We start from the raw sequence: 9,517 nt of genomic DNA, 5'->3' as shown, positions 1-9,517 counted from the left end.
GTCGGGCGGCGCCCCCCCGCCGGCGCGGCCTCGCCGCCGCGCCGCCGCGACCACAGCGGCGCGTCGACGCCGTAGGCACGCCGGGTCGTCCGCAGGCCGGCCTGGGCGACCCGGCGCACACCGTCGGGCTCGGACACCATGTCCAGGATCCGCGACGCGACGTCGGCGGCGTCCGCGCGCGGCATGTGGATGTCGCGGCCGTCCGTGTAGAGGCGGTTCTGGTCCAGCGGGTCGGTCGCGACCAGCGCGACCCCGCACAGGGCCGCCTCGACGCAGGATCCCGTGGGGAAGCCGTCGAAGGCGCCGGGGGCGAGACGCCCCGGTGCCGTGGGGGAGACGATGACGTCCATCCCCTCGTAGAAGGCGCGCAGCTCCGGAGTGCTCAGCGTGGCCGTGAAGCTCAGGGGGAGATCCGAGTCCTCCGCGCCGACGTCGGCGGGACCGAACCCGCCGACGACGTGGCCCCGGACGGGGAGACCGGCGTCCGTGAGCCGGCGCAGGGTCTGCAGGAAGACCGGCCACCCCTTGTCCGAGCCGTCGGGGGTGTAGCGGAACGCGACGAAGCAGACGTCCAGAACCGGCTTGCCGGTGCCGAAGTAGTTCGTGCGCAGCCCCGGACCGGGCCGGAGGTAGCCGGGGTCGACGGTCACGCCCAGGATCTCGGTGACCGGGACGGACCCGCCGGTTCTGGTGGTGACGAGCTCGGTCACGACCGGCTGGGTCGTGATCACGTGCCGGAGCTGCGGTGAGGCGAGGACCCGCTTCAGCATCCGCTCCGTGCGGGGCGTGCCCAGGTTCAGCCCACCGCCCGGGTACAGCGTCAGCACGAACGGCAGCCCGTCGCGCTCCATGTCCGCCACGAAGTGCGCGGCGTTGTTGAGGAACATCACCGACGCGCACTCGAACTCCCCGAACCGGCGGGCGTCGTACGGCGAGATCCGCCGGTGCGTCTCCGGGTGCAGGGTCGCGTACTCGGCCACCAGCGGCCGTAGGTCCGAGACCGTCGTCATCACCTCGGCGACGACGCCATGCCGGAGCATCCAGTCGAACTCCGCGATCCGGAAACCGGTTCCCTTGGTGGGGAAGTGGTCGTCGAGCACCACGATCCCGCGGGCCCCGTCCGGTGCCGCCGCGGAGGCCGGGGGCTCGGCCGCTGCCTCGTCCGCGGGGTCGTCCACGGCGCCGGTGGTCGCACCCAGCTCCCGCACGACGCCGGGCGCCAGCAGGTGCAGGTGGCTCGACACGAGCGAGCTCACCCGCTCCCGGGGCAGCCGGTGCGCTGGAGCGGCGCCCGGCAGCAGTCCCACCGGCCCGTATCCGCTCACGGCCAGGGCGATCAGCCAGTCGTGGGCCGCCGTCTCGAAGATCTCCGGGTGGAGCCGTCCCACCACCTCGGCCCGGTACGTGGCGCGGCTCCACGTCACCGCGACGTCCCGCTGCACCAGTTGCCCGGCGGTTGCCTCGAGGTGGCCGTCGCGGTCGCCGTCGTGGCCGGGTGCGCCCGCCGCCGCCATGGACAGGTGCGGGTGCGTGTCCAGCAGCTCCACCTGCCGCCGCAGCTCGTCGGTCGACGACCACTCGTCGTCGCCCGCGAGCACGGCGACGTAACGGCCGCGGCACGCGGCGAACCCGCGGTGGAGGCCCAGCGCGGCGCCGGGCTCGGCCTCGCCGGTGACGACACGCACCTCGACGGCCACCCGCTCCGACCACGCCGCGACCCCCGGCAGCGTCCGGTCACCGGACGCCTCGTCGACGACGACTACCTCGATGGCCTCGTCGAGCCGCTGGCTGCGGACGGACTCCAGCGCGCGCTCGAGGAGCTCGCCGTCGTCGTGGTTGACCAGGAGCACGCTCACACGGGGAGCAGTCATGCGCGGTGATCGCCTTTCGAGGAGCAGGGCGGGAGGACGGCGAGGACGCGGTCCACGCGATCGTCCCCGGCACGGAACGGGCACGAGGGGAGCCCGCGGCGCGTGGGTCCGGGGCGGGTGGGTCGCGGTCGGCCAAGATGGGGCCGGACACGTCCGAGGGGCGGGCGACGTGGGACAACCCTGGGGTGGCAGTGCGACGACTGGTCGTGATGGGCGCGGGCGGGCACGCGCGCGAGGTGCTCGACGTGCTGGAGTCCCTCCCCGACGCACCGGGGCGGGAGCGGACGACCGTCTTCGCCGAGAGCGGGGCCACCACCGCGGCTGCGACGGCCCTGCTCCGGGACCGGGGCTACGCGCTGGCCGAGGAGCTCCCGGCGGACGCCACGCACTACCTGCCGGCCGTCGGTGATCCGGCGCTGCGACAGTGGTTCGTCACCCTCGCCGAGAGCCGGGGACTGCTGCCCGCGCAGGCGGTGAGCCCGCTGAGCACCGTTCCGGACGTCCTGCGGGAGGTCCCGGGGCTGGTGGTCCTTCCCCGCGTCCACCTCAGCACCAACGTGGCGCTCGGCCGGCACTGCCATCTCAACATCGGCTGCCAGGTGAGCCACGACGGGTGGCTCGGCGACCGGGTGACGCTCGGGCCGGGGGTCCTGCTCGCCGGCGGGGTCACGGTCGAGGACGACGCGTTCCTCGGGATCGGCGCCGTGGTCCTGCCCGGCCGCCGGATCGGGCGCGGTGCCGTGGTGGGTGGGGGAGCGGTGGTCGTCCACGACGTCGCCCCGGGGACGACGGTCGCCGGCAACCCCGCTCGTCCACTCGGGGCGGGCTGAACGCCTCGTCGTCACCTCGCTCCGGGGTGGCGGCGCCGATCGGGGCGCCGCACGCCGGGCGGCCGGTGGTGCCCCGGTCACGGCGACGGGCGGGAGCGGGGCCTCGGCCCCGGTCCGGGGCGGTCGGCCGGGCCCTGGGCGAGCGCCGCCCGGCGGGGCGCGGGGACCCCGGCAGCGCGGGTGGGGAGCACGGTCGCGGGGGAGGGGAGCGGGGTCGCGGGCGGGGAGGTCGCGGCGGCGGGTGCTGCCGGAGCAGTGCTCCGTCCGGCGCCGCGCACCGCCGGTGCGACGGCGCTCCGGACCAGGTCGCGGATCCGCGTCAACGACGACGCACTGATGTCGTTGGCCATCGGCAGGCCGACGATCCGCTGGGACAGCGACTCGGTGACCGGTAGGTCGCCCACCCGGCGGGCGGACGCGAGTGCGGGGAGCTGGTGCATCGGCGGGTCGAAGTACGCGCGGACCTCGATCCGGGCGTCGTGCGCCTTCTGCAGCAGCCGGCTGCGGGATGCCGGGGTGGGGAGCGCCACCGGCACGAACTGGAAGGTCGAGCCGGCGGTGCCGGCCTGGAACGCGACGCCGGTGGGCTCGAGCTCGTCCCGCAGCCACGCGGCGGCGGCGCGGCGGCGCGCCAGCACGTCGTCGAACCGGTCGAGCACGGCGAGGCCGACGGCCGCGGTCAGCTCGGGCATCTTCCCGTTGATGCCGAGGTGCCCGGTCACCGAGCGGGTCTGGTCGAAGCCGAAGTTGATGAGCTCGGCCAGTGCGTCGAGGACCGCCGCCGAGCGGGAGGTGACGAGCCCGCCCTCTCCGATCGCGAACGGCTTGGTGGCGTGGAAGCTGAAGACCTCCGCGTCGCCCTGGTCGCCGAGCGGGCGGCCGTCCTCGTCGACCGCGCCGAACCCGGCTGCGGAGTCGACGACGACGGGCACCCCCAGGTCGCGCGCCGCGGCGGCCAGCGAGCTGCGGCGCGCACGGCTCGGGGCGGTGCCGAAGGTGGAGCACTGCAGCACGCCGGCGAGGGAGCCGCGCAGGCTCCGCAGCCGGGCGAGCGACTCCTCGGAGGGCTGCCAGTCGTACGGGTCGATGTCGATGAACACCGGCTCGAACCCCGCCCAGACCACCGCGTTGACGCTGGCGACGAAGGTGAACGACGGCACCGCGACCAGCCGGCGCTCGCCCTGCGGGGTGCCGAGGCAGGCGCGCAGCGCCACCATCAGCCCGGACGTCGCGTTGTTCACCGCCACACCGGGGTGTTCGAGCCCCAGGTGGTCGGCGCACGCGCGCTCCAGCCGGGCCACGCACGGACCGCCGTTGGAGAACCAGCGCAGCCGCTCTGCCTCGGCGAACCAGGGCTCCACCTCACGCAGGCTGGGCAGCACGGGCGCCTGGAAGCGGATCAGCTCGTGTGCGACCACCGGGTGCGCTCCTCACGTGACAGGGTCCGCCCGGGCGGACGCCTGCAGCGCCCGCCGACGGTCCCGACGGCGTGCCCGGCTCGGGTGCTGTGGAGCGCGCATCGACCACGCGGACGGGTCGGGGGAGCTCCGGGCGGGGTCGTCCCCGGCCCGACTCCGGACGGAAGGCATCCTCACCCGCCCGACCGGCCGCTCACTCCCGCGACTCGCCGTCACGACCCGGTTGCGCAGGGACTCCGGTGGACGGAGGTGACACCGGCCTCAGGAGTCCCAGCCGCCCCGGGCCGGCGTCGCGCCGGCCCGGGACGGTCCCCGGGTCAGGGGTGGGTCATGGAGAGGACGTCGAGCGCCTCGTCGAGCTGGGCCTCGGTGAGCTTGCCCTGCTCCACGTAGCCGCGCTCGACGACCACCTGGCGGATCGTCTTCTGCTCGGCCAGCGACTGCTTGGCGACCTTGGCCGCCTCCTCGTAGCCGATGTACTTGTTCAGCGGCGTGACGATGGAGGGAGAGGACTCGGCGTAGGTGCGGCACTGCTCCACGTTGGCGGTGATGCCGTCCACGCAGCGGTCGGCGAGCAGCCGGCTGACGTTCGCCAGGAGCCGGATCGACTCCAGGACGTTGCGGGCCATGAGCGGCAGGGTCACGTTGAGCTCGAAGACGCCGGTGGTGCCCGCGTAGGTGACCGCGGCGTCGTTGCCGATCACCTGGGCGCCGACCTGGATCACCGCCTCGGGGATCACGGGGTTGACCTTGCCCGGCATGATCGAGCTGCCCGGCTGCAGGTCGGGGAGGGCGATCTCGCCGAGCCCCGTGCGGGGACCGGAACCCATCCAGCGCAGGTCGTTGGCGATCTTGATCAGGCCGACGGCGATCGTCTTCAGCTGGCCCGAGCCCTCGACCAGCGCGTCGCGGGAGCTCTGCGCCTCGAAGTGGTCGCGCGCCTCCGTCAGCGGCAGCTCCATCTGACCGGCCAGCTTCTCGATGATCGCCGCGGCGAAGCCGGGCGGGGTGTTGATGCCCGTCCCGACTGCGGTGCCGCCGAGGGGCAGCTCGCCGATGCGTGGCAGCGAGGCCTCCAGCCGCTCGATCCCGTAGCGGACAGCGGCGGCGTAGCCACCGAACTCCTGCCCGAGGGTCACCGGGGTGGCATCCATGAGGTGGGTGCGGCCGCTCTTCACGACCTCCGCGAACTCCTCCGCCTTCCGCTCGAGCGAGGCCTCGAGGTGCCGCAGCGCCGGGATCAGGGTGACCACGATGGCGCGGGTGGCGGCGATGTGGATCGCCGACGGGAAGACGTCGTTGGACGACTGCGAGGCGTTGACGTGGTCGTTCGGGTGCACCGGCGCGCCGAGGGATTCGGTGGCCAGCGAGGCGATGACCTCGTTGGTGTTCATGTTGCTCGACGTGCCCGAGCCGGTCTGGAAGACGTCGATCGGGAAGTGCGCGTCCCAGTCGCCCCGGGCCACGGTCGCGGCGGCCTCGGTGACGGCGTCGGCGATCGACCGGTCGAGGACGCCGAGGTCGGCGTTGACGGCGGCCGCCGCACCCTTGATCGCCGCCAGCGCGCCGATCAGCTCCCGCTCGATGGGTGTGCCGGAGATGGGGAAGTTCTCGACGGCGCGCTGGGTCTGCGCCCGCCACTTGGCCCAGGAGGGAACGCGGACCTCTCCCATGGAGTCGTGCTCGATGCGGAAGTCGGGGGTGTCCTGACCGCTGCCGTCCTGCGCTGCGCCGTTCTGCTGGGCCACGCTGTGCTCCCGGTGGTGTGGATGGTGACAGTGCTCCGCACGGGACCCTAGACACCCGTGGGGGCGCCGGTCGGTCCCGGCCTCGCCGGGGGCCGCCGAGGAGGGGCGTGCGCGCCGGAGTGCTGTGCGCTGCCACGGTGCCGAGCCGGCACGAGCCCCGAGGAGGGCCCCATGTCCCAGCCGCCCCTGACGCCGGACGCCGGCGTCCCGTCGTCCCCGCAGCAGCAGGGGATCTCCGGCTGGCCGGCTCCCGCCTCGGACTGGCCGGCGCCGGGTGCGCAGCCGGTGCCGGACTGGGCGGCGGCCGCCTCGTGGCAGCCGACGACGCCGCCGCCGCTCGCGCCGGCCGCCGTCGCCGGGCCGTCGCACCGTGGCCGCTGGGCGATCGCGGGCGCGGCGGTGGGGGGACTGGCCGTGGGGGCCGCGGCCACCACGCTGCTGCTGAGCGCCGTCGTGCTCGGTGGCGCGGAGGACGTCGGCCGGGCCGTGGCGGCCGAGCTCGGCCCCGCGCTGACCGACGGCATCCGCGAGGGGATGGTCGAGGGCTCGCGGGCCCAGATGGAGGACGTGGGCGGCTACGTGGACGAGGAGATGGGCGGCTGGTACGCCGGCTCGCCGGGCGGGGCCGTCGAGCAGTTCCCGGCGGTGGAGCCCGGTGACCTCGGGCCGGACCCGACCCTCGACGCCTACGCGGAGGGCTGCTTCGGAGGGGAGCTGCAGGCCTGCGACGACCTGATGTACGAGTCGCCGCCGCTGTCGGCCTACGAGGAGTACGCGAGCACCTGCGGTGGCCGGGTCAAGGCCTACACGGTGATGGCCTGCACCGAGCTGGAGTGAACCGGGGTCCCGTGCCCCGGGTGGGCGTCCCGGGCACGGGAAGTCGGTAGCGTCACCCGATGTGAGCGACGACGCCGGCGCCCCGGTCCTCCGCGCCTCGGATGCCGAGCGCGAGGCCGTGGTCGCCCAGTTGCAGGCGGCCGTGGGTGAGGGCCGGCTGGACCTCGACGAGTTCGCCCAGCGGGCCGAGTCGGCCTACGCCGCGGTCACGCGGGCCGAGCTGGACGTGCTGGTCGCCGACCTACCGGGGGGCGCCCCGGCACCGGTCGAGATCGTCGGGCGGCGGACACCGGAGGAGGTCAGCAGCGTCTTCGGCGACGTCGTGCTGGCCGTGACGGCGACGCCGCCGCAGCGGGCGAGCTCCGTGTTCGGCGACGTCCGGATCGACCTGCGCGGCCTGCGCACCGGCGAGGAGCGGCTCGACCTGCACGTGAGCACGGTGTTCGGAACCGTCGACGTCATCGTCGCCGAGGGCGTGGAGGCCGAGCTGATGGGGCGCACGGTGTTCGGCGACCGCAGGGTCGAGCTGGCGCCCGTGGCCCGGCTGGCGGGCACGCCGGTGGTGGTGGTCCACGCCCGCACGATCTTCGGCGACCTGCGGCTGCGCAGCCTGGCACCGGGCGAGCACCCCAGCCGCTGGCGCGCGCTCATGGACCGGCTGGCCCAGCGCCACCTGCCGTGACACTGCGATCCTCCGGATCGCACCGCGGCCAGGTGCCGTCCTCCCGGTCGCGCTGAGCCGCCGCGTCACACCTGCGCGGAGCCCTCCGGGCCCCACTCGGCGTGCCCCCTCCCGAGGCTCACGGCTCCCGGTCGAAGGGCACGGCGGAGTAGGCCCGCAGCTTCTCCAGCGAGTGCAGGCTGTCGATCGAGCGGATGGTGCCCGACCGGGAGCGCATGACCAGCGACTGGGTGGTGCAGCCACCGGCGCTGTAGCGCACGCCGCGCAGCAGTTCGCCGTCGGTGATGCCGGTGGCCACGAAGAACACGTCGCCGCGCACCAGGTCGTCGATGTGCAGGACGCGGTCGAGGTCGTGCCCGGCGTCGAGCGCCTTCTGCCGCTCGTCGTCGTCCTTGGGCCACAGCCGGCCCTGGAGCGCGCCGCCCATGCACTTGAGCGCGCAGGCGGTGATGATCCCCTCGGGCGTGCCGCCGATGCCGAGCAGCAGGTCCACCCCGGTGCCCTCGCGGGCGGCGGCGATCGCGCCGGCGACGTCGCCGTCGGTGATGAACTTGATCCGCGCCCCGGCCTCGCGCACCTCGTGCACCAGCTGCTCGTGCCGCGGTCGGTCGAGGATGCAGACGGTCACGTCACCGACGGAGCTGCGCTTGGCCTTCGCGATGCGGCGGATGTTCTCGGCGACCGGCGCGGTGATGTCCACGACGTCGGCCGCGGCCGGGCCGGTGGCCAGCTTCTCCATGTAGAAGACCGCCGACGGGTCGTACATGGCGCCCCGCTCGGCGACGGCCATGACGGCGATCGCGTTGGGCATGCCCTTGGCCATGAGGGTGGTGCCGTCGATCGGGTCGACGGCGACGTCGCACTCCGGCCCCTGCCCGTCCCCGACCTGCTCGCCGTTGTAGAGCATCGGCGCCTCGTCCTTCTCGCCCTCGCCGATCACGACGACGCCCTTCATGCTCACCGTGCCGATGAGCGCGCGCATCGCGTCGACGGCGGCACCGTCACCGCCGATCTTGTCGCCGCGGCCCACCCACCGGCCGGCCGCCATGGCGGCGGCCTCGGTGACCCGCACGAGCTCGAGGGCCAGGTTGCGGTCGGGCGCCGGGCGGTCGGTGCTGAACGGGAGCCCGGAGGCCGGGGGAACGGGGCCGTCGGGGAAGGGGAGCGACACAGGACCTCCTGGGCAGGGCCCCTCCCACGTCCCCTCGCGTGCGCGGGGACGCCTCGGAGCGGGCGGTGGGCGACCCTGCGACCGGCCGCTCCGGCAGGACCGGTTCGACAGGAGGCCGCACGGGCGCTGGGCGGCGGTGGGGGAGAGCTCACCTGCGATCCTAGGGGCATGACCGGATCCGGCCCGACGAGCCAGCGTCCCCAGCACCCCGACGACGTGGCCGGGCCCGGGGTCGAGGTCCCGCCGCCGCCGGCGTCCGCCGCCGAGCGGGCCAACCGGATGAGCGCGGCGAACATGCTCCGCTCACTGCTCCCGCTCGTCGTGATCTGCCTGCTGATCGTGGCCTGGCAGGCGTTCCGCAACAACCCGGACGACCCGGTGCGCGAGATCGACCCCACGAGCACGCTGCGGCTGGCCGAGGCGGAGTCGGACTACGCCCTGCTGGTGCCCTCGCTCGGTGAGGGCTACCGCCCGACGAGCGTGCGCACCGACGCCGGCACCGGCCCCGAGGGGGCGCCGGTCACCGTGCAACTGGGGTACGTGACGCCGGCGGGTGACTACGCCGGATACGTGGTGAGCGACGACGCGGACGCCGATGCCGTCGACGCCGTGCTCGACGGCGCGATGGAGGACGGCGGGGTGGAGATCGACGGCGAGCGGTGGACCCGGTCGACGACGCAGCGGGGCGAGACCGCGTTCTCGCGGATCGCCGACGGTGTCACGCTGGTCGTCACCGGCTCGGCCGCGGACGACGAGCTCCGCGCGGTGGCCGCGGCGGTCGCCCCCTTCCAGGGCTGATCGACGAGGGTCCGCGGCGTCGCGGCGCAGGTCACGAGAGGGTGACGCCCCGGTGCGTCGCGGGCCGGGACGGCCCGCAGGGGCGACGCTGTCGGGCATCAGCCAGCTGACCCGACCGCCCACGAGGAGATCCCGGATGCCGCCACGCGAGGAGTGCCCCCG

Annotated in this window: 8 protein-coding genes; 4 read left to right on the top strand and 4 right to left on the bottom strand. The window is 74.7% G+C overall.

Annotation, left to right across the window (positions count from 1 at the left end; translation table 11 throughout):
- On the bottom strand, positions 1 to 1,871 hold a 1,871-nt coding region (locus ACI79S_RS12325; protein ID WP_456593726.1), incomplete at its 3' end, for a glycosyltransferase.
- Positions 1,872 to 2,056: 185 nt separating this feature from the next.
- Here ACI79S_RS12325 and ACI79S_RS12320 point away from each other — a divergent pair.
- Positions 2,057 to 2,701 (top strand): PglD-related sugar-binding protein, encoded by a 645-nt coding sequence (locus ACI79S_RS12320; protein WP_456593725.1) that lies wholly within the window; start codon positions 2,057 to 2,059, stop codon positions 2,699 to 2,701.
- Positions 2,702 to 2,778: 77 nt separating this feature from the next.
- On the opposite strand, the gene ACI79S_RS12315 is transcribed toward ACI79S_RS12320, so the two are convergent.
- Entirely contained in the window at positions 2,779 to 4,119 is a 1,341-nt protein-coding gene (locus ACI79S_RS12315) for a DegT/DnrJ/EryC1/StrS family aminotransferase (protein WP_456593724.1), read from the bottom strand.
- 317 nt (positions 4,120 to 4,436) lie between these two features.
- Entirely contained in the window at positions 4,437 to 5,867 is a 1,431-nt protein-coding gene (locus tag ACI79S_RS12310; protein ID WP_456593723.1) for a class II fumarate hydratase, read from the bottom strand.
- Between the two features lie 171 nt (positions 5,868 to 6,038).
- Between ACI79S_RS12310 and ACI79S_RS12305 the strand changes: the two genes are divergently transcribed.
- Both ACI79S_RS12305 and ACI79S_RS12300 read left to right on the top strand, forming a co-directional pair.
- Positions 6,039 to 6,704 carry a hypothetical protein gene (locus ACI79S_RS12305; protein WP_456593722.1) on the top strand — a complete coding sequence of 222 codons (666 nt, stop codon included), beginning with the start codon at positions 6,039 to 6,041 and terminating at the stop codon, positions 6,702 to 6,704.
- 61 nt (positions 6,705 to 6,765) lie between these two features.
- On the top strand, positions 6,766 to 7,386 hold the full coding sequence (locus tag ACI79S_RS12300) for a DUF1707 domain-containing protein (RefSeq protein WP_456593721.1): 621 nt from the start codon (positions 6,766 to 6,768) through the stop codon (positions 7,384 to 7,386).
- A gap of 118 nt (positions 7,387 to 7,504) precedes the next feature.
- Here ACI79S_RS12300 and glpX read toward each other — a convergent pair whose 3' ends face one another.
- The gene (glpX, locus tag ACI79S_RS12295) at positions 7,505 to 8,557 is read right to left on the bottom strand and encodes a class II fructose-bisphosphatase (RefSeq protein ID WP_456593720.1); all 1,053 of its coding nucleotides are present in this window, start codon (positions 8,555 to 8,557) and stop codon (positions 7,505 to 7,507) included.
- A gap of 168 nt (positions 8,558 to 8,725) precedes the next feature.
- Here glpX and ACI79S_RS12290 point away from each other — a divergent pair, with 168 nt between their 5' ends.
- Positions 8,726 to 9,355, top strand: a complete 630-nt coding sequence (locus ACI79S_RS12290; RefSeq protein ID WP_456593719.1) for a DUF4245 domain-containing protein — start codon at positions 8,726 to 8,728, stop codon at positions 9,353 to 9,355.
- Positions 9,356 to 9,517: the final 162 nt, after the last annotated feature.

This window comes from Blastococcus sp. SYSU DS1024 (genome assembly GCF_054050795.1).
This window is presented reverse-complemented; position numbering and strand designations above follow the sequence as displayed.